This window comes from Pseudomonas sp. FW305-25, assembly GCF_017351415.1.
GTDB classification, from domain to species: Bacteria; Pseudomonadota; Gammaproteobacteria; order Pseudomonadales; family Pseudomonadaceae; genus Aquipseudomonas; species Aquipseudomonas chlororaphis.
This window is the reverse complement of sequence record NZ_JACNDE010000019.1, coordinates 98,805-117,680: the sequence shown is the minus strand read 5'-3', so window position 1 is coordinate 117,680 and position 18,876 is coordinate 98,805. Positions and strand designations below refer to the sequence as shown.

Here is an 18,876-nt window from a genome sequence, read left to right as displayed (position 1 = left end):
ATACCCTCATTAAAAATATCAGCGTGTATTGTATTGCGCCCATTCCGGCACAACACAGCTGTTGATCCTGTTGCAACTATCCAATCTCAACCCCCTGCTGAATATGAATGGCTTTTAGCTGTTCACCTCAGACTTCTCTTGCTGAACCTGGAAGCCATGATCGAAATATCCAAACTAACCAAGTCTTTTTCCGGGCAGGTCGCGGTCGACGATCTGTCCTGTCATATCGGCCCGGGAGAAGTTCTGGGGATTCTTGGGCCAAACGGTGCAGGCAAATCCACCACGATGAAAATGCTCACCGGCTTTCTGGCGCCAACCTCTGGCACCGCGAGCATCCTGGGGTTCGACATCCGCACCCAGACCCGTCATGCCCAGCAGCAGATGGGCTACCTGCCGGAAGGCGCACCCAGCTACAGCGACATGGCGGTACAGGGCTTTCTGGAGTTCATTGCCAGTGTTCGCGGCTATCGCGGTGCGCAGAAGCGTGAACGGGTGGACCGGGTGATCGACCTGCTGGAGCTCGGCGACGTCCGCCGGCAGACCATCGAGACCCTGTCCAAGGGCTTCACCCGCCGGGTCGGCCTGGGCCAGGCGATCCTCCACGATCCGCGGGTGCTGATTCTCGACGAACCCACCGACGGCCTCGACCCGAACCAGAAGCAACTGGTTCGCCAACTGATCCAGGACTTGGGCCAGGACAAGATCGTGATCATCTCGACCCACATCCTCGAAGAGGTGTCGGCCGTCTGCAACCGTGCCCTGATCATCAGCAATGGCCGCTTGCTGGCCGACAGCACGCCGTATGAGCTGGAGCGCAGTTCGCGCTACCGCCAGGCGGTGACCTTGCAGGCCGACGAGCCGCTGGACCTGCTGGCCCTGGTGGTCTTGCCGGGCGTGGCGGGCGTCGAGGAGAACCCCGCCGAGGGCAGCCTGACGCTGCTGGCGCGGCCCGGTGAGGTGATTTTCCCTCAGGTCAACGCGCTGGTGACCGCGCGTGGCTGGAAGATGAAGCGCCTGGAACTGGAGCAGGGCCGTCTTGACGAGGTCTTCCAGACCCTGACCCGGGGAGAGTCGGCATGAGACAGTTACCGGTGATTTTCAAACGTGAGCTGGGCAGTTATTTCGCCACGCCGCTGGCCTTCGTGTTCATCGAGATCTTCCTGGTGCTCTCGGGCGTCTTCACCTTCTACCTGGGCAGTTTCTACGAGCGCAACCAGGCGGACCTGGCGCCGTTCTTCGACGTCCATCCCTGGCTCTATCTGTTCCTGCTGCCAGCCCTGGCCATGCGCCTGTGGTCGGAGGAGCGCAAGTCCGGCAGCATCGAATTGCTGATGACCCTGCCGGTGAGCTGTTTCGAAGCGGTGGTCGGCAAATTCCTCGCCGCCTGGGCCGTCGCCGGCATCACCCTGTTGCTGACCCTGCCCATGGTGCTCACCGTGAATTACCTGGGGAACCCGGACAACGGCGTGATACTGACCGGCTATCTGGGCAGTTGGTTGCTCGCCGGCACCTACCTGGCGATCGGTTCCTGCATGTCGGCCATGGCCAAGAGCCAGGTGATCGCCCTGATCCTCGCCTTCATGGTGTGTTTCCTGTTCGTTGCCTGCGGTTTCTCCCTGGTGCTGGATGCACTCAACCCGTGGGCACCGCAATGGCTGTTGGACTTGCTGGCCTCGCTGAGCCTGCTGACGCATTTCGGCGCGATCAGCAAAGGACTGATCGATCTGCGCGATCCGCTGTATTTCCTCAGCGTGATCGTCGCCTGGCTGATGGCCACGGTGGTGACGGTCAACCTGAAGAAAGCCGAGTGAGGACGATTCGATGAAACGCATGCTGTATTCCACTTCCGGTCTGTTGCTGATTGCTTTGCTGTTCCTGGCCTTCAACCTGGCGACCGGGCTGCTGCTCACCGGTGTCCGGCTCGACCTGACCCAGAACAAGCTCTACTCCATCAGCGCCGGCACCCGGCAGATTCTCGCGGAGCTGAAACAACCGCTCGACCTGTATTTCTACTTTTCCGACAGCGGCTCGAAGGAACTGGTGCCAATGCGCGGCTATGCCCAGCGGGTCCAGGAACTGCTCAAAGTCTACGAGCGCGAGGCCGACGGCAAGATCCGCCTGCACGTCATCGACCCACTGCCGTTTTCCGCGGAAGAGGACAAGGCCGCCGAGTTCGGCCTGCAGGCCGTGCCGCTGGGGCAGGGCGGGGCGCCAGTGTATTTCGGCCTGGCCGGTACCGATGAGCAGAACAACGCCCAGGCGATCGAGTTTTTCGCGCCGGACCAGGAAGAGTTCCTCGAGTACGACATCAGCCGCTTGCTGCAGACCCTGGCCAACCCCAAGCGCCCGACCCTGGGCCTGTTGAGCAGCCTGCCGGCCAACGGTGGCTTCGATATCCGCACGCAGAGCAAGACCGAGCCGTGGATGCTGCTCCAGGAACTGCGTCGGGAGTTCGATCTGCAACAGCTCAAGCCCGATACCCAGGACATCCCGAAAGATGTCGACATCTTGATGTTGCTGCACCCGAAAAAACTCTCGCAGCCGACCCTGTACGCCATCGACCAGTTCGTGTTGCGCGGCGGCAAGCTGCTGGCCTTCGTCGACCCCTACAGCGAACAGGACTCCGGCGAGGAGTACTTCGGCATCCAGAGCAAGGACAAGTCCTCCAATCTCGAACCGTTGTTCAAGGCCTGGGGCATCCATATGCAGTCGGGCAAGGTCGTGGGGGACAACCTCTATGCCTTGCTGGAGAGTTCCGAGGAGGACGGGCGTCCGCTGCCGCGGCCGTTCACCCTGGGTGTGCCGCAAGCTGCCTTGAGCCAGCAGGACCCGAGTACCGCCGGGCTGGAGTTCATTGCCCTGACCACCGCCGGCATCCTTGAACCGGTGGCCGGCGCCAGCACGCGCTTTACACCGCTGATGTACAGCTCCGACTCGGCCAAGGCCTTCGAGGCGGACCGTTTCGACAAGCCAGCCGACCGCAAACAGATGCTGCGCGACCAGGAACAGCCCAGCCAGCGTTACGTGATCGCCGCCCGGGTGCAAGGCCCGGTACGCACAGTCTTTGCCGACGGCATCGAGGGTCGCAAGGACGGCCTCAAGGAGGCGCAGCAGGTCAACCTGGTGGTGGTGGCCGATACGGACCTGTTGAGCGACCGGATGTGGCTGGAAATGCAGGACGTCAACGGGCGTCCGGCAGCACGGCCATGGGCCGACAACGCCTCCTTCGTGCTCAATACCCTGGACAACCTCGCCGGTTCGGACGCCCTGAACAGCCTGCGCTCGCGCGGCCCCTACAGTCGTCCGTTCGTGGTGGTGGAGCAATTGCGCCGCCAGGCCGAAGCCAGCTTCCGCGCCAAGCGCTTCGCCCTCGAGGAGAGTCTCGAGGAAACCGAAGGCAAGCTGCAGCAGTTGCAGGGTTCGCCGGACAAGGGCGAGACCCTCAGCGCCGAGCAGCAGGCGACGGTGCGCCAGTTCATGCAGGAGAAAACCCGCATTCGCAAGGAACTGCGCGAGGTGCAATACCAGCTGAACGCCGATATCGATGAGCTTGGAAGGACCTTGAAGATGCTCAATATCGCCGCGGTTCCGCTGCTGTTGAGCCTTGGCATGCTGCTGGTCTGGGTCGTGCGCTACCTGCGCCGGAGCAAGGACGTGTCGCGCAAGCCTGCGCCGCTCGGCAAGGTAGCCGGCTCGCGGCGAGCGTAAGTGACCAGGGCCCGACTTGCCATTCATGCGCCAGGTCGGGCCAGCGCCAGGGCGAGGCGCTGCTACGCTGGGAGCAACTCCCTGACCTGTGACCCCGACATGACTGACCCGCTCCCGCCCACGCCTGCTTGCAGCGCCCGACAACTGCTGACCGCCCTCGACCTGGAACCGCACACGGAAGGCGGTTACTACCGCCGGACCTTCCAGACGGACCAGCGGCCGATGCTCGCCAGCGCGGGCGGGCAGCGTTACTTGATGACCTCCATCTATTACCTGCTGACCGGGGATTCGCCCATCGGTCACTTTCATCTTAACCAGTCCGACATCCTGCATTACTTCCACCTCGGCGATGCCCTCGAATACTGCCTGGTGTTCCCGGATGGCCGCCTGGAAACCCGAGTGATGGGCAGCGATGTGCTGGCCGGCCAGTGCTTGCAGCTTCACGTTCCCGGCGGTGTATGGAAGGCCTCGCGGCTGCTGCCCGGCGCGGCGGGCTACGGCCTGATCAGCGAGGCGGTGTGCCCAGGGTTCGACTACGCGGACATGCAGCTAGGTTGCAAGCGCCAGCTCAGCGAACGCTTCCCGCGGCACGCCAAATTGTTCGAACGGCTCTGCCAGCCCTGAAGAAAACCGTCACGCCGATTGCTCATTGCGATCAGTCAAGTGTCACTTGCGATCATTGTTGCGCGCGGCGCCCGGCGCTTATGGTGGCTCGGTCAATCGCCGTCGAACGACAGCTCCCCGATCCACCCCTTGCAAGCGACAGGAGAACACCATGTCCGATCTGAAACTGCATCCCCAGGCTGCCGCCTCCCTGCAACGCTGGCACGCCATGCTGGCCCAGGGTGACCTGGGCGCCTTGCCTGACCTGCTGGATTCGACAGTGGTATTCCGTTCGCCCATGGCCCATACGCCTTATCCGGGTGCGCCGGTGGTCTCGACCATCCTCAATACCGTGTTCAAGGTGTTCAGCGACTTCGCCTATCACCGTCAACTGGTCACCGCCGATGGCCTGAGCGTGGTGCTGGAGTTCAGCGCGCGGGTTGGCGAGCGGCAGATCAAGGGCATCGACCTGATCCGCTTCGACGAAGCCGGCAAGATCGTCGAGTTCGAGGTGATGGTCCGTCCCATGAGCGGCCTGCAGGCCCTCGGCGAAGAAATGGCGCGCCGCCTGGCGCCCTATCTGGCGGCGAGCAAGGCGTCTGGCTGAGCCGCCAGCAAGAGCAGGGCTGCCCTGTGGAGGCCGGATCCTCGACTAGACTCACGCGATCGATGAAAGCGAGCATGAGGTTCCGGTCATGGCAAAAAACAAAAAGGGTGCCACCAAGGGTGCTCCCGCTGAACCCGCAAAACTGAGCAAAAAAGACTACGAGGACCAGTTGCGCCGCTTGCATGTGGAGCTGGTCAAGCTGCAGGAGTGGGTGCGCGAAAAAGGCATCAAGATCTGCATCGTCTTCGAGGGACGCGACGGCGCCGGCAAGGGCGGGACCATCAAGGCCCTGACCGAGCGCCTGAGCCCGCGGGTGTTCCGGGTGGTGGCGCTGCCGGCACCGACCGACCGCGAGAAAAGCCAGATGTACCTGCAGCGCTACCTGCCGCACCTGCCGGCGGCGGGCGAAGTGGTGATCTTCGACCGCAGTTGGTACAACCGCGCGGGCGTCGAGCGAGTGATGGGCTTTTGCAGCGAAGAGCAGGCGGACGGCTTCCTCAAGGCGGTGCCGCTGGTGGAGCGGGCGATCGTCGATTCGGGCGTGATCCTGCTCAAGTACTGGCTGGAAGTCAGCCAGGAAGAACAGACCCGCCGCCTCGAAGCACGGATCAAGGACGGGCGCAAAATCTGGAAGCTGACGCCGATGGACGTCAAGTCATACAGCCGCTGGTATGACTATTCCCGTGCCCGCGACGCGATGTTCAAGGCCACCGACACCGAACATGGGCCCTGGCTGGTGGCCGACTCCAACGACAAGCGCCGCGCGCGTCTCAATATCATCAGCGACCTGCTCAGCCGCATTCCCTACAAGGAAGTACCACGGGAGAAAGTGGTGTTGCCCAAACGCCAGAAGCCGGGCGGCTATCGGGAATCGGACCATCCGTTGCGACGGGTTCCGCAGAAGTTCTGAGCACCAGGCATAAGCCCATCTACCCGCCAAGGCCAGTGTCCGATGAACCATTCGGGGTCTTCTCCGCCCGTCCCGGAACCTGGCCGGATTGCCCGCCGGGACGCCGGCGACGAACAGCATCGCTGGAGCCGCTGGCTGCCGGGGCTGCGCATGCTGCGCGAATACCGCGTGGCCTGGTTGCGTCACGATTTCGTGGCCGGGCTGGTGCTGACCACGGTGCTGGTGCCTGTCGGCATCGCCTACGCGGTGGCGTCGGGGCTGCCCGGCATCTATGGCCTCTACGCGACCATCGTGCCGTTGCTCGCCTATGCGCTGTTCGGCCCCAGCCGGATCCTGGTACTGGGGCCGGATTCCTCGCTGGCCGCGGTGATCCTCGCCGTGGTCCTGCCACTGTCCGGCGGTGACCCGCAGCGCGCGGTCGCCCTGGCGGGGATGATGGCGATCGTGGCCGGGGTGGTGTGCATCCTGGCCGGCATCGCGCGCCTGGGGTTTGTCACCGAGCTGCTTTCCAAGCCGATTCGCTACGGCTACATGAACGGCATCGCGCTGACGGTCTTGATCAGCCAGCTGCCGAAGCTCTTCGGTTTCTCGGTCGAGGCCAACGGGCCGCTGAGCAACCTGTGGGCCATTGCCACAGCGGTGCTGGAGGGCAAGACCAACTGGATCGCCTTCATGGTCGGCGCGGCGACCCTGGCGGTGATCCTGCTGTTCAAGAACAGCCAGCGGGTGCCGGGCATTCTGATCGCCGTCACCGCGGCGACCGTCGCTGTCGCTGTGCTGGACCTTGCGGCAACAGCCGGCGTGTCGGTCCTGGGTTCTCTGCCACAAGGCCTGCCGGCGTTCGCCATCCCCTGGATCAGCCGCGCCGATATCGGCCCGGTGCTGATCGGCGGCTGTGCGGTGGCCCTGGTTTCGTTCGCCGATACCAGCGTGCTGTCCCGTGTCTACGCAGCGCGGACCCGCACCTACGTCGACCCGAACCAGGAGATGGTCGGGCTTGGCGTGGCCAACCTGGCGGCCGGATTTTTCCAGGGTTTTGCCATCAGCAGCAGCTCGTCGCGCACCCCCGTGGCCGAGGCCGCCGGCGCCAGGACCCAGCTGAGCGGAGTCATAGGCGCCCTGGCCGTGGCCTTGCTGCTGGTGCTGGCCCCGAACCTGCTGGAGAGTCTGCCCACCAGCGCCCTGGCCGCGGTGGTGATCGCATCGGCCATCGGCCTGATCGAAGTCAGCGACCTGCGGCGGATTTATCGTATCCAGCAATGGGAGTGCTGGCTGTCCATCGTCTGCACCGTCGGCGTGGCGGTGCTGGGCGCGATCGAGGGCATCGGCCTGGCCATCGTGATCGCCGTCATCGAGTTCCTGTGGGATGGCTGGCGCCCTTACTCGGCGGTCCTGGGGCGGGCGGAAGGGGTCAAGGGTTATCACGACATCACGCGTTATCCCGACGCGCGCCTGATCCCCGGCGTGGTGCTGTTTCGCTGGGACGCCCCGTTGTTCTTCGCCAATGCCGAGCTGTTCCATGACCGAGTGCTGGACGCCGTGGCGGCCTCGCCAACGCCGGTGCGCTGGCTGGTAGTGGCAGCGGAACCGGTCACCAGCGTCGACGTGACGTCCGCCGACATGCTGGCGGAACTGGACGACACCCTGCACCAGGCCGGCATCAAGCTGTGCGTGGCCCAGATGAAAGACCCGGTCAAGGACAAGCTGAAGCGGTTCGGGCTGTTCGCACGCTTCGGCGAAGCGGCGTTCTTCCCGACCATCGGCGATGCCGTCGACAGCTACCTCGCGCAGCATCCGCTGGAGGGGGAAGGGCGCGAGGATCGCTAAGCGGCAGTGGCGCGACTCAGTGGCAAAGTCGCGGGTGATCAGGTCCCGATCTTGACCGGGGCCTTGTCTTCCAGGGAGGACTCAGGCGAACCGCATCGACAGTTCCACGTCGCCGCCGAAGGGCACGGACAGGTAGCCACTGGCGGGCGAACGGACCCGGGCCAGGTAGTCCGGGCAGTAGTCCGTGTTGTCGGCGACGATCAGCGCGCCCGGCCGCAGGCGGCTTTCGACCAGGGCCAGGATATCGGCATACAACGCCTTGGCGCCGTCGAGCAGTAGCAGGTCGATGGACTCGGGGAGGTCGACCGCCAGGGTCTTTAGCGCGTCGCCCTCGCGGATTTCCACCAGGTCGGCCAGGCCGCCTTCGAGCAGGTGCTGGCGCGCCCGTTGCACCTTGGACGCCTCGAACTCGCTGCCGATCAGGCGGCCGCCGCCGTTGTCGCGGATGGCCGCCGCCAGGTGCAGGGTCGAGATGCCGAACGAGGTGCCGAACTCGACGATGTGCCGGGCCCGGGTGCTGCGCGCCAGCATGTACAGCAGCCCGCCGGTCTCGCGGGAAACGGGCAGCCAGAGGTCTTTCAGGCGGCCATAGAAATCCAGGTATTCGGTCTTGCTGTGCATCAGGCGTTCGCGTTCCTCGCGGGAGATGCCGGCGACGGCCGGGTTGGTCGCCGTATTGGCCTGCTCGAACAGGCGATCGAGCAGGGGCGCGAGTGGGGAGGTGGTCAATGTGCTGGTCATGGGGGCATCCCGTCCGAAGTTGACGCCTTGCGGCGCGTGGCTAAAATGCGATCAATTCGTCGCATTCAGAGGATATGAGCAAGTGACCCCCTGCGCTATTCGCATTGGCTGCGGCCCTGTCGGGCCATCATGAGCAACCGCCGGACCCCGCAGGTTTCCTCGCGCAAAGCGCCTAAACAGGCACGCTCGACGGAGCTGGTGGCGGCGATCCTGGAAGCCGCTACTCAGGTTTTGGCCAAGGAGGGCGCGCAGCGTTTCACCACCGCGCGGGTGGCCGAGAAGGCCGGCGTCAGCATCGGTTCGCTGTATCAATATTTCCCGAACAAGGCGGCGATCCTGTTCCGCCTGCAAAGCGATGAGTGGCAACAGACCACGCAGATGCTGCGCAGCATCCTCGAAGAGGGTGGCAAAGCCCCGCTGGAGCGGCTGCGGGTGCTGGTCCGGGTGTTTATCCAGTCCGAGTGCGAGGAAGCCAGGATGCGCGTGGCGCTCAACGACGCCGCGCCGCTGTACCGCGACGCCCCTGAAGCGCAGGCCGTGAAGGCGCAAGGGGAGCGGATCTTCCAGGCTTTCATGGAGGAGGCGCTGCCCGAGGCGCCGCAGGCCACCCGCGCCCTGGCCGCCGACTTGATCACCACCACCCTCAGCAGCGTGGGCAAGGACTTTTCAGAAAGCCCGCGCACCGCCGCAGAGATCCAGACCTACGCCGACGCAATGGCAGACATGTTCTGTGCCTACCTTACGCAACTGGCGCGCCGCGCTGACTGACCGGCCTGGCGCGCGCGGGCAAGCATCCTGAAAAAGGGCTTTATTCGGTCATCAGCACCTCTGGCGAAACCACCCATACGCTACAAGGCACCTTGTACAGCAGTTGCTCCACCGTGCTGCCGATCAGGCGCCCCAAGCCACCGCGATGACCGACCCTGCCCATGACAATCACATCGATGTCATAGGCGTCTGCGTAGCTGGTCAGGACCTTGGCCGGATTGCCCATGATCATGTGCTGACGTTCCGGCGCAATGCCGTTGCGTTCAGCCAGTTCGTTGAAGGCGTCGCCTTGGGCATCGAACAGAGTCTTGGCCTTGCTTGTCGAGAAAAATGTCGAACTCTGGTCGAAGTTGAATTCGTCCGCGCCGATGGAGGACAGGTCATGGGCATAGATCACGTCGAGCTCGGCGTTACAGGCGCTGGCCAGTTTCGAGGCCTCATGCAGTATCCGGTCGTTGAAGTCCTTGTACTGACCCTCGCGGTGGAACGGGTCGACCGCTGCGACGATCCTGCGTGGCAATGCGTGCTGTACATGGCTGACAAAATGCAGGGGCACGGGGCATTCGCGCAGCAAGTGGATATCCAGGGGAGTGAACATTACCCGCGACAGCAGCGATTCGTGTTGCAGTGCCTTGATCAGCAAGGCCATGGGCTGCTCCTTGAGGTGGATCAGGATTTCCTGCAAGGGCCTTTCGACCCAGACGACTTCAGTGGTGACGGTCAGCCCCAGTTTGCGCAGCGGGCGGGCCTGTTCTTCGAGCCACTGGTGATGGCGCTCGACGTACCCCAGGCGCATCTGCTCCAGGGCCTGTTCGTTGACCAGGCTGGCCGTGGCCAGGCCTTCCAGGTAGTCGAAGGCGACGATGTGCAGGGCTGCGTCTTCGGCCTTGGCCAGGGCGGCGGCCCGATCGAAGGCGGGGCTGTTCTCCATCAGCGGCGAGGCGACCAGCATGAAACGTGATTGCTCGGACATGACGACTCTCCCAGGGGTAATAGCAAGTGACGGCAACGCGTCTTCGGCCGTAAAGCCCTCTGCGATCCTGCCTGCGGCCGACGGTGCGCGCTTGATCTGTATCAACCCGTCCGGCAGTGGAGCGGGCCAGCTGACGTGTGGTCAGTCGCGAGGGGCCCATTGATGAATTATTGATCATGATCAAGCTCAGGCTCTCGCTCCCGGCGCAGCCTGAAAGTCTTGCTGGACTCAAGCGCGGGCTCAAGGTTGGAGGATCGTCATGGCCACCATGAAAGCGGCAATTTTCGTGGAAAAGAACCGGATCGTGCTCGATGAAAAGCCGATCCCCGAAGTGGGGCCGCTGGATGCCCTGGTGCGTATCACCACGACGACGATCTGCGGCACCGATGTGCACATCCTGCGGGGCGAGTACCCGGTGGCCAAGGGCCTGACCATCGGTCATGAACCGGTGGGAATCATCGAGCGGCTGGGCTCGCAGGTGCGCGGTTTTGTCGAGGGGCAGCGGGTGATTGCCGGGGCCATCACGCCCAGCGGGCAAAGTTATGCCTGCTTGTGCGGTTGCGCTTCCCAGGACGGTCCGGACACCCGCCATGGCTTTCGCGCCATCGGCGGCTGGAAGTTCGGCAACAGCATCGATGGTTGCCAGGCCGAGTACGTGCTGGTGCCGGATGCCCTGGCCAATCTGTGCCCGATCCCCGACGGCCTCAGCGACGAACAGGTGCTGATGTGCCCCGATATCATGTCCACCGGGTTTTCCGGGGCAGAGCGTGGCGAGGTCAGTATCGGCGATACCGTCGCGGTATTCGCCCTGGGGCCGATCGGCCTCTGCGCGGTAGCCGGTGCGCGGCTCAAGGGTGCCAGCCAGATCATCGGCGTGGATGCCGTGGCCGAGCGCATGACGGTCGCCAAACGCCTGGGAGCCACCCATGTGGTCAACTTCAAGGACGGTAACGTGGTCGAGCAGATCATGGCGCTGACCGATGGCCGTGGTGTCGACGTGGCCATCGAAGCGCTGGGCACCCAGGGCACCTTCGAGTCCGCCTTGCGCGTCTTGCGGCCAGGCGGGCGGTTGTCCAGCCTCGGTGTCTATTCCAGCGACCTGCACATTCCCCTCGACGCCTTCGCCGCCGGGCTGGGCGACTACAGCATCGTCAGCACCCTGTGCCCCGGCGGCAAAGAACGCATGCGCCGCTTGATGGCGGTGGTGCAAAGCGGCGGGGTCGATCTGTCGCCCCTGGTGACCCACCGTTTCAAACTCGACGATGTCGAAGCCGCCTATGAGTTGTTCGCTCACCAGCGGGACGGGGTCATGAAGGTGGCGATTACCCCGTGATGCCCGGCCGGGCGACGCGGAGGCTTGAGCGGAGGCGATCGATGATCATCGACATCACAGCGAAACCGACAGGCCACGGCTGGCTCGTGCACATGGATGCCCTGACAGTGGGCTTCAGCAGCCTGGAAGCCGCGACGGCTTTCGTCGGTCAACTCCGGGCGCGCATCGATGCGCCGCACCCCTGGCCGACCAGCCCTGGCCAGACGGAGGCCCCCCCTCGGACAGCCGGCGACCGATCCGCTCCGGCTACCAGGAAGGGGGCTTGCCCTGGCCTGCTGAAGTGACCCTCGTGAGGGCGGCAAGGTTCGTCCGCAGGGAGGCTCTGTGAGCGCGACCCTTGGCCTGGAAGGCGCGGCGGCTGCGCTGGGAATCGGCTTGCTCATCGGTCTGGAGCGCGAGCGGCACAAGGGGCGAGGAGACAGCCGTGCCTGTGCGGGGTTGCGCACGTTCGCCATTACCGCGCTGCTGGGGTATGTGGCGATGCAGGTCGGTGGAGCCCTGTTGCTGGGGATCATGGCTATCTGCCTGGCCTTGCTGATCACCGTGGCGTATTGGCGAAGCCTGGGCAGCGACCCGGGCGTGACCAGCGAAGTGGCGTTGCTTACGGTGCTGGCGCTGGGGGCTATGTGCGGTACGGCGCCGGAATTGGCGATTGCCATTGGCGTGGTCATGGCGGGGCTGCTGACGTATCGACAAAAGTTGCATCACTTCGCCCGCAGTCAATTGAGCGAAGCGGAAATGCGCGACGGGCTGGTACTGCTGATCGCCGCACTGGTCGTGCTGCCGCTGGCGCCGGATCGTTACATCGGGCCTTATGCCGCCATCAATTTGCGCACCATCTGCACCCTGACCGTGTTGCTGATGGCCGTGGGTGCGGTAGGGCATATCGCCGTTCGCACGCTGGGCACTCGTTACGGTTATGCGATCAGTGCCATCGCTTCGGGGTTCGCCTCCAGCACGGTGACCATCGCCGCCATGGGGCATATCGCTGCCAGAGAGCCGGACAACATCAAGGCCCTGGGCGCGGCGGCATTGTTCTCCAACCTGGCCACCCTGACCCAGGTGGACCTGATCCTGGGCGCGGTCGATACCGGTCTGCTGCACCCTATGTGGGGGCCGCTGTTCGCCGGCGCTGCCGCCACGGCATTGTATGGCCTGTGCCTGATGTTCCCCACGCCGGCCCAGGGCGCCCACCAGCCGATCAAGGTCGGCGGCGCGTTCAACCTCAAGCTGGCCTTGCTCGTCACGCTGGCCATGACGGGTATCACCTTCCTGTCGTCGGTGATGTTGAGTCACTTTGGCGAAGTCGGGGTGATGGTGACCGCGACCCTTAGCGGCTTCGCCGACGCCCATTCCTCGACGGCGTCGATAGCCTCCCTGGCCAAATCCGGCCAGTTGCCCTTCCAGGCCATCGCCGCGCCCGTGCTGATTGCGGTCAGCAGCAATTCCCTGAGCAAATGCCTGGTGGCCTGGGTCAGTGGCGGGCGCCGCTTCGCCGCCTATGTCATTCCCGGCCAGGTGTTGCTGACGCTGGCGATGTGGGCCGGCATCTGGCTGTACTGAAACCTGTCGCTTCGGGTAGCTGACAAAGATCAAGTCACCCGGCCCGGGAACGCTCAATCTGCAATTCCATTCCGTGTTCTGAGATGGCCGCGTGCCGAGGTGCCTTATGTCGCAGACCCAGCGTTTACTGCTCATTGCCCCTCCCGCCATGAACCGCACACCGGCATTCGACCGCGCTGCGGCGCTGGCCCGGGCGATGCAGTTACCCTTGCATATCGTGGCGTTCGATTATTTGCAGGCGCTGGCGGTGGCCGGCCTGTTCGCGCCCGAACAGATCGCCCAGGCCCGGGACGGGTATCTGCAAAGCCATCGGCAATGGCTTGACGAGCAGGCTCGCTCGATGAGCGAACAGGGGATCGAGGTCACCCGCGAAGTGCTCTGGGTGCAGCATCCGTTCGAAGAAATCCTGCACTTCGTCAATGAGATGCCCCTGGCCCTGATCGTCAAGGATGCCGAAGAAGAGCCTGCCTTGAAGCGCGTGTTCTTCACTCCCCTGGACTGGCAGTTGCTACGGGACTGTCCGGTACCGGTGCACCTGGTGACCAATGCCCTCAACCCACGTCCACGCAACGTACTGGCCATCGTCGATGTGCTGCGCAGCGATGAGCAGGACAGGGTGTTCAACGACCAGATTATCGACGCCGCGGTAAAGCTGGCCGGGCAATGTGCCGCGGCACTCGAGTTGGTGCATGTGTATGACTGGGCCACGGTATATGCCCAGGACATGGGGGTTGGCGTGCTGCCGCTGAATGTCGGGATCTACGAAGTGTTGGGCGAGGCGCAATTCGAGGCATTCGCGGCGCTGGCCGAACGCCATGGCGTGCCTCCAGAGCGTCGCCATTTCATCGAGGGTACGCCGCTGTCGTGTATCTGTGACTTTGCGACTGCCCACCGGACTGACGTCATTGTCATGGGAACCGTGCAGCACAAGGGACTGAAAAAACTCTTGGGCAGCACCGCCGAGCAGCTTTTGCACCGGGCTCCGTGCAGCGTACTGGCGATAAAACCGGACAAGACACTCTGATTGAGGATTGAATCGCCCGTGGCGGCCCGCTGGCCGGTACGCCACGGGGCGCTGGTTTACAGGTGGAGGCGATGGATGACCTGGCGGCTGTCGTCGGGATCGTGACTCCGTTCGAAACCCAGGGCCTTGGCCAGGTCGCGCATGGGCGCATTGCTGGCGGCGTCGACCGAATACATCTGGCGAAAGCCGTTCTTGCGGGCAGCCTCGATCAGATGCTCCATCAATAAGGTTCCCAGGCCCAGGTGCGTCCATTCGTCGGCGACGGTTACCGCGCATTCGCATTCGTGCTGGCCCGTGGCGGCGTAGCGGCTGATACCGATCTCGATCAGTTGTCCGTTCTCGTGAGCCAGTGCGACGTAGGCTATGTGCTGCTTGCCATCGGTATGCATCAACTGATCGAGCAGGGCGCCACTGGGGTCATTGATCTGGGCGAGGAAACGCATGTGCCTGGATTCGGGAGACAGGCGCCTGATAAAGGCGTACTCCCGCTCGCGGTCCTTTTCCGCCAGTGGCCGGATCAGCACATGATGGCCGTCCTTCAGCGTTTCGATCCAGTGTTCTCCGGGGACCGCGGCGTAGACGGCGGCGGCCCGTTCGTTGTGGTTTTTGACAGTGAGCATGATGGGGTTCTCCATACGGCCGAAAGGGGCCGCGCGGCAGGGCACACGCGGTTCGCTTCGTTTTACCCCGCTGATGACAGGCGGATCTGATCTGGATCAGACACCGGCGACAGGCGTCGCTCATCGAGTGGGATCTGATGTACATCAAGGCGCTTGCCGGCGCACAAGGCGCACTCTTGGCATATGCCGGTCTGTTCGACCAGTGCCTGAGCGAGGTGTGTGATGGGGCATTACCAACGTTTGCTGCTGATCACCGATCCAACCCTGCATCAGTCGCCAGCCTCGCTGCGGGCTGTCGCGCTGGCCAAGGCCAGCGGGGCGGCGCTGCATGTACGCGGCTTCGCCGAGCCGGCGCCGGTGGTGCATCTGTGGGAAGAGATAATCGATGAGGCGGGCTATCAGCGTTATCTGCGTCGCCATCGTCGATGGGTGGCCGAAGAGACCCAGCGGCTCGGCGACCTGGGGCTGGAGGCGACGGTCGACGTGTTGTTCACCACCCATCCGCTGCTGGACATCCTGAAGACGGTCGAGGAGCTCGGTCCGGACCTGCTGATCAAGGACGTCAGCCTGGAGCCGCTGCTCAAGCGGGTGTTCATCACGCCCCTGGATTGCCATCTGCTGCGTGAGTGCCCGATCCCCGTGCATCTGGTCAATCAGGCCCGTTACGGGTTGCCGCACCGGGTCGTGGCGGCGGTGGACCCATTCGATCCACCGACTCAGATCAGCGGCCTGAACGACACCATCATCCAGACGGCCAACGTCCTGGCCCTGCAATGCGATGCGCCACTGCACCTGCTGTACGCCTATGACCTGTCGCCGGCCTTCAATGGCGATGCACCGCTGGTCAGCGGTGGCTGGGGCATGGACGTCGTCGAGGAGCTGCGTGAGTCCTTGCATCTGGCGTTTGTCAGCCTGGCGGAGCGTTATGCCATCGCGCCGGAACGTCGGCACTTTGTCCCGGGCCCGCCGGTGCCCGCAATCGGCGATTTCGTCGAGCAGTACCTGGCCGATGTGGTGGTGATGGGGACTGTGCACCGGATGGGGATCGACCGCTTGATCGGCAGCACTACCGAACGGGCGCTGTACTCGGTGCCGGGCAGTATTCTGGCGGTCAGGTGAGCGGCTCGGGCGTCACGGAGTGAGCACGATCGCCCCGTTGAACTGACCGGCCCGCAGGCGCTCCAGGGCCTGATTGGCATCCTCCAGGGCGAAGCAGGTGACGTCGCAGTGGACGGGGGTGTGCTGCAATTCTGCGAAAAACGCGCTGCCGTCTTCACGGGTCAGGTTGGCCACCGAGCGCACGCTGCGTTCGCCCCAGAGCAGTCGGTAAGGGAATGCCGGGATGTCGCTCATGTGGATGCCGGCGCAAATCACGCAGCCGCCCTTGACCGTGACGGCCAGCGCCGCCGGCACCAGCGGGCCGACGGGGGCGAAGATCAGGCTGGCATCGAGCGGGTGCGGCGGCGCTTGATCCGAGGGACCGGCCCAACGGGCCCCCAGCGACCGGGCATAGTCCTGGCCCGCGCGGTCATCGGGCCGGGTGAAGGCATACACCTGCTGCCCCCGGCCCAGCGCCACCTGGATGGCCAGGTGCGCTGCCGCTCCGAAACCGTAGAGGCCCAGGTGGCGCACATTCCCGGCCATCCGCAGCGCCCGAAAGCCGATCAGCCCGGCACACAGCAACGGCGCGGCCTGGGTGGCCGAGAGCGCTTCGGGAATCGGCAGGCAGAAACGGGCGTCGGCGACCGTGTAGTCGGCGTAGCCGCCGTCCAGGTGACAGCCGGTAAATTGCGCCTGGTCGCACAGGTTTTCCCGGCCGGTGCGGCAGAACGCGCATTCGCCGCATGTCCAGCCGAGCCACGGGACGCCCACTCGCTGGCCGATCCAGTCGGGCGCGACGTTGGCGCCCACCGCGGTCACCTGGCCAACGATTTCGTGGCCGGGCACCCGTGGCAGCAGCGCCTGGGGCAACTCGCCATCGACCAGATGCAGGTCGGTGCGGCAGACGCCGCAGGCCAGGACTTTGATCAGCAGTTGCCGGGGGCCGGGTGTCGGGACCGGACGTTGTTCCTGTCGCAGCGGTTCGCCGGGGGTATGCAGGACCATGGCGCGCATGACGATTCTCCGGGCGTGCAGGGTCAGCGCAGGGCCGAGCGGTGGCAACCTGCGACCAATTGCTTGAGCCCCTCCAGGTTCAGGACCTTGACTTCCCGCCCGGAAATTTCCACCAGCCCCTGGTCCCGCAGGTGCGCGATGCCCCGGCAAATGGTTTCCAGCCTCAGCCCCAGGTAGGAGCCGATCTCCTCGCGGCGCATCTTCAGGATGAAGTCCCTGGACGAGTAGCCTCGCAGGCTCAGGCGTTGCGACAGGTTCAGCAGGAAGGCCGCCAGGCGTTCGTCGGAGTTCATATTGCCCATCAGCATCAACATGCTGTGATCGCGCACGATTTCTCGGCTCAGGAGTTTGTTCAGGCTGTGTTGCAAGGATGGCAAGTCCTGGGCGAGTTTCTCCAGTTGAGCGAAGTGGATGGGACAGACTTCGCTGTCCTCCAGGGCGAACGCGCTGCAGGCGTGTTCGTCGGCACTGATGGCATCCAGACCAAGCATCTCACCCGATATCTGAAAGCCGGTGACCTGTTCTCGACCGTCGACTGAAACCATGCTGGTCTTGAACGAGCCTATGCGAACCGCATACAGCGAGCGCAAAGGATCGCCTGTACGGTAGAGGGCCGCGCCTTTTTTAACCTTGAAGCGTTGCACGATCAGAGTGTCCAGACGCTCGATCTCCGGCCCGCTCAGGCCAAGCGGCAGGCACAACTCCAGAACACTGCAGTTGGCGCATGCAGCCTTGAGATAGTGGTTTGGCGACACTCGGGTGTCGGGCATGCCAGTAAGCCCTCTATTGGTGGGTGAAGCATAGTTCCTGTGCCTTGCCAGGGCGGGCCGCTCGGCTGCTGGCGAAAAGCAGGCGACGAATGGGAAAAACACCTGCCCCTCATCGAGCTCAGGCAGGACGCGCCAGGGGCGGGTCCTCAGGTTTATCTGCGCAGGGGCGCTTTTCGGCGCCTCGCGCGGGGATCTGACATAGATCAGAACCCTGGAGGCGCGCAGGGAGGAGTCTGGGGCGACACTGATGCCGATCCCGCGAGGGCGCAGCGGCTGCCTTCATCAACGGGCACCTGGCATCGAAGCCCACCTGTCTGGAGGTCGATCATGAGCCAGTACCAACGGTTGTTGCTGATCATCAACCCGGCTCAACGCCATTCCCATGCCATAGATCACGCCGCGGCCCTGGCCCGGGCCAGCGGTGCGAGCCTGCATATCGCGGCCTTGATGAGGTCGCTGGATATGCTGTGGTTGCTCGAAGAGGGCGATCGCCAACAGGCCCGGGAAAGCTACTTGCAGGACCATCGCGACTGGCTCAAGACCCAGGTAGAAGACCTGCACGGCCAGGTGCTGGCCGTGACGATGGAGGTGGCATGGGTCGATGACATGCAGCAAGGCATCCTCGACCATGTCGTGGAAATGCAGCCCGACCTGTTGATCAAGCAGATAGAGCATGAGCCGCGGCTCAGGCGCGCGCTCTTCACCCCCCTGGACTGGCACTTGCTGCGCCATTGCCCGATACCGGTGTACCTGACTGGCGGGAATGGCAGCCTCTTGCCACGCAAAGTCGTGGCCGCGGTCGAAGTGTCGGACGCCAAGCCTGCGGACAACGAACTCAATGAGCGGATCATCCATGAGGCTTCCAGTCTCGCCTTGCAGTGCGATGCCGAGCTGCACCTGCTGTACGCCTGTGATATCTCCGCGGCCTTTCTGGAAAATATGAGCGGCGTCGGCCTGACCCTGGCGGACCTTACCCGCAAGCTGCGCGAGGATCTGGAACAATCCTTCCTCGGACTGGCCGAGCGCTTCGGCGTGCCTGCCGACTGTCGACACTTCATCAAGGGCCCACCCGTCTCGGTGCTGAGCGAGTTTGCCCACGCGCAGGATGTGGATGTGATCGTGATGGGCAGGAACCAGTCCCGCGGGCTGGCCAAGCTGGTGGGCAGCACGATCGAACATATTCTGTATCAGGCGCCTTGCAGCGTTCTGGCGGTCTAGGGGAGGGCACCGGAGCGGGCTGCGGGCAGAGCAGGGGCAGAAGGGCGCGGCCCTGACCGAGATCGGGCGCCGCGCATCGCCGATGACCCATCGGCA

General features: G+C 64.1%; 18 protein-coding genes. 13 read left to right on the top strand and 5 right to left on the bottom strand.

The genetic code is table 11. The annotated features are described in order from the left end of the window. Positions 1 to 156: 156 nt before the first annotated feature. The 7 genes from J4E58_RS18730 to J4E58_RS18700 all read left to right on the top strand — a co-directional run bounded on the left by J4E58_RS18730 (position 157) and on the right by J4E58_RS18700 (position 7,655). Positions 157 to 1,080 (top strand): ABC transporter ATP-binding protein, encoded by a 924-nt coding sequence (locus tag J4E58_RS18730; protein WP_007925682.1) that lies wholly within the window; start codon positions 157 to 159, stop codon positions 1,078 to 1,080. Continuing rightward, on the top strand, positions 1,077 to 1,811 hold the full coding sequence (locus tag J4E58_RS18725) for an ABC transporter permease subunit (protein ID WP_087090988.1): 735 nt from the start codon (positions 1,077 to 1,079) through the stop codon (positions 1,809 to 1,811). Before J4E58_RS18730 ends, J4E58_RS18725 begins: the two co-directional genes overlap by 4 nt. Before the next feature lie 10 nt (positions 1,812 to 1,821). Then, positions 1,822 to 3,708, top strand: coding sequence for a Gldg family protein (locus tag J4E58_RS18720; RefSeq protein WP_087090987.1), 1,887 nt, complete (start codon positions 1,822 to 1,824; stop codon positions 3,706 to 3,708). 99 nt (positions 3,709 to 3,807) lie between these two features. Next, a complete protein-coding gene (locus tag J4E58_RS18715; RefSeq protein ID WP_087090986.1) occupies positions 3,808 to 4,332 on the top strand; it encodes a cupin domain-containing protein in 525 nt (174 codons plus the stop codon). Positions 4,333 to 4,483: 151 nt separating this feature from the next. After that, positions 4,484 to 4,918, top strand: coding sequence for a nuclear transport factor 2 family protein (locus J4E58_RS18710; RefSeq protein ID WP_087090985.1), 435 nt, complete (start codon positions 4,484 to 4,486; stop codon positions 4,916 to 4,918). 88 nt (positions 4,919 to 5,006) lie between these two features. After that, the gene (ppk2, locus tag J4E58_RS18705) at positions 5,007 to 5,828 is read left to right on the top strand and encodes a polyphosphate kinase 2 (protein ID WP_007925677.1); all 822 of its coding nucleotides are present in this window, start codon (positions 5,007 to 5,009) and stop codon (positions 5,826 to 5,828) included. Positions 5,829 to 5,870: 42 nt separating this feature from the next. Next, positions 5,871 to 7,655, top strand: a complete 1,785-nt coding sequence (locus tag J4E58_RS18700; RefSeq protein ID WP_087090984.1) for a SulP family inorganic anion transporter — start codon at positions 5,871 to 5,873, stop codon at positions 7,653 to 7,655. An 81-nt stretch (positions 7,656 to 7,736) separates the two neighbouring features. On the opposite strand, the gene J4E58_RS18695 is transcribed toward J4E58_RS18700, so the two are convergent. Then, a complete protein-coding gene (locus J4E58_RS18695) occupies positions 7,737 to 8,396 on the bottom strand; it encodes an O-methyltransferase (protein ID WP_087090983.1) in 660 nt (219 codons plus the stop codon). A gap of 129 nt (positions 8,397 to 8,525) precedes the next feature. Here J4E58_RS18695 and J4E58_RS18690 point away from each other — a divergent pair, with 129 nt between their 5' ends. After that, positions 8,526 to 9,164 (top strand): TetR family transcriptional regulator, encoded by a 639-nt coding sequence (locus J4E58_RS18690; RefSeq protein WP_053261119.1) that lies wholly within the window; start codon positions 8,526 to 8,528, stop codon positions 9,162 to 9,164. 40 nt (positions 9,165 to 9,204) lie between these two features. Here the strand turns inward: J4E58_RS18690 and J4E58_RS18685 are convergent, their stop codons facing one another. Further along, positions 9,205 to 10,137, bottom strand: coding sequence for a universal stress protein (locus J4E58_RS18685; protein WP_053261120.1), 933 nt, complete (start codon positions 10,135 to 10,137; stop codon positions 9,205 to 9,207). A 259-nt stretch (positions 10,138 to 10,396) separates the two neighbouring features. Here J4E58_RS18685 and J4E58_RS18680 point away from each other — a divergent pair, with 259 nt between their 5' ends. The 3 genes from J4E58_RS18680 to J4E58_RS18670 all read left to right on the top strand — a co-directional run bounded on the left by J4E58_RS18680 (position 10,397) and on the right by J4E58_RS18670 (position 14,057). Further along, on the top strand, positions 10,397 to 11,470 hold the full coding sequence (locus tag J4E58_RS18680) for an NAD(P)-dependent alcohol dehydrogenase (RefSeq protein WP_087090982.1): 1,074 nt from the start codon (positions 10,397 to 10,399) through the stop codon (positions 11,468 to 11,470). Positions 11,471 to 11,794: 324 nt separating this feature from the next. After that, on the top strand, positions 11,795 to 13,033 hold the full coding sequence (locus tag J4E58_RS18675; RefSeq protein ID WP_087090980.1) for a DUF4010 domain-containing protein: 1,239 nt from the start codon (positions 11,795 to 11,797) through the stop codon (positions 13,031 to 13,033). Between the two features lie 106 nt (positions 13,034 to 13,139). After that, complete coding sequence (locus J4E58_RS18670) at positions 13,140 to 14,057, top strand: universal stress protein (RefSeq protein ID WP_087090979.1); 918 nt, start codon at positions 13,140 to 13,142, stop codon at positions 14,055 to 14,057. Between the two features lie 56 nt (positions 14,058 to 14,113). On the opposite strand, the gene J4E58_RS18665 is transcribed toward J4E58_RS18670, so the two are convergent. Continuing rightward, on the bottom strand, positions 14,114 to 14,677 hold the full coding sequence (locus J4E58_RS18665; protein ID WP_087090978.1) for a GNAT family N-acetyltransferase: 564 nt from the start codon (positions 14,675 to 14,677) through the stop codon (positions 14,114 to 14,116). A 222-nt stretch (positions 14,678 to 14,899) separates the two neighbouring features. On the opposite strand from J4E58_RS18665, the gene J4E58_RS18660 reads away from it, so the two are divergent. Beyond that, positions 14,900 to 15,796, top strand: coding sequence for a universal stress protein (locus J4E58_RS18660; protein ID WP_087090977.1), 897 nt, complete (start codon positions 14,900 to 14,902; stop codon positions 15,794 to 15,796). A 12-nt stretch (positions 15,797 to 15,808) separates the two neighbouring features. On the opposite strand, the gene J4E58_RS18655 is transcribed toward J4E58_RS18660, so the two are convergent. Both J4E58_RS18655 and fnr read right to left on the bottom strand, forming a co-directional pair. Beyond that, entirely contained in the window at positions 15,809 to 16,792 is a 984-nt protein-coding gene (locus tag J4E58_RS18655; RefSeq protein ID WP_087090976.1) for a zinc-dependent alcohol dehydrogenase family protein, read from the bottom strand. Positions 16,793 to 16,815: 23 nt separating this feature from the next. Further along, complete coding sequence (fnr, locus tag J4E58_RS18650; protein ID WP_087090975.1) at positions 16,816 to 17,562, bottom strand: fumarate/nitrate reduction transcriptional regulator Fnr; 747 nt, start codon at positions 17,560 to 17,562, stop codon at positions 16,816 to 16,818. A 327-nt stretch (positions 17,563 to 17,889) separates the two neighbouring features. On the opposite strand from fnr, the gene J4E58_RS18645 reads away from it, so the two are divergent. Beyond that, complete coding sequence (locus J4E58_RS18645; protein ID WP_087090974.1) at positions 17,890 to 18,780, top strand: universal stress protein; 891 nt, start codon at positions 17,890 to 17,892, stop codon at positions 18,778 to 18,780. Positions 18,781 to 18,876: the final 96 nt, after the last annotated feature.